The organism is Klebsiella sp. K-Nf6 (genome assembly GCF_002806655.1).
In the GTDB taxonomy this organism is placed as follows: domain Bacteria; phylum Pseudomonadota; class Gammaproteobacteria; order Enterobacterales; family Enterobacteriaceae; genus Klebsiella; species Klebsiella variicola.
Genome location: NZ_PIBN01000048.1, coordinates 1 through 1,163 on the forward strand (window position 1 = coordinate 1; position 1,163 = coordinate 1,163).

Consider the following 1,163-nt stretch of genomic DNA (forward strand, 5'->3'; position numbering starts at 1 on the left):
ATCGTTGCCAAAGCCGTTGATAAAGCGCTGGCCGACCGCCAGGCGAAAATCGACGCCGCGGCCAACAAAAAGGTCGACGTGATCACTAACCCGCAGACCACCGCCGCCTCGCCGGATATGGCCATTCCGTTCGGCCTCAAGTTCAGCGGCTATGCCCGCTATGGCGCCCACTTCCAGACCGGCGACCAGAAATATGTCGGCGTCGACGGCTCCTATAACGGCGCCTCGGCGATCGGCCGTCTGGGCAACGAAAGCAACGGCGGCGAATTCCAGATCAGCAAGGCCTTCAAAAGCGCGCAGGGGGCTATCTGGGATCTCAACGTGATGTTCGACCACTGGAGCGACGAAGTTAACCTGAAGAAGGCCTACGTCGGCGTCACCAACGTGCTGGAATCCAACCCCAACGCCTATCTCTGGGCCGGCCGCGACTTCCACCAGCGTCCGCAACAGGGGATCAACGACTACTTCTGGATGAACCACGACGGCCAGGGCGCCGGGGTGAAGAACTTTGATATCGGCGGCGTGCAGTTTGACGTGGCGACGGTCTCGCAGGTGAAATCCTGTAGCCCGGAAGTGATGGCCGACGAGACCAACCCGTCGCGTATCACCTGTACCGGCAGCTCCGATACCGGCGACAACGGCCACTACGCGCTGACCACCAAAACCCACAACATCAAGGCCGGGCCGATCGACGTCGAGGTGTACGCCAACTACGGCTTTGACTCGAAGGCGGTGGACAGCGACGCGCGCCTCGAAGCCTGGCAGGGCGGCCTGGTGCTGAGCCACACCAACGACAGCGGGGTGAACAAGGTGATCCTGCGCTACTCTGACAACTCGGATAATAGCGTCTACAACAAGACCGACGACCTGACCACGGTCTACGCCAGCTTCGAGGGCAGCCATAAGTTCACCCAGCAGGCGCAGATCGAATACCTGCTGGCCTTCCACGACTACGACAACGGCAAGGACAACACCGACAACCGTAAAAACTACGGCGCCATCGTCCGGCCGATGTATTTCTGGAACGACGTGCACTCCACCTGGCTGGAAGCGGGCTACCAGCGCGTGGATTACGACCAGGGCGGGGATAACCACGGCTGGAAGCTGACGCTGTCGCAGAACATCGCCATCGGCATGGGGCCGGAGTTCCGCCCGATGCTGCG

The 1,163-nt window shown here is 61.2% G+C and carries 1 protein-coding gene; it reads left to right on the plus strand.

Going from position 1 to position 1,163, the window contains the following annotated elements; all coding sequences use genetic code 11:
• Nucleotides 1–1,163: carbohydrate porin (locus CWM61_RS28535; RefSeq protein ID WP_100632276.1), on the plus strand; the 1,163-nt coding region annotated here is incomplete at both ends.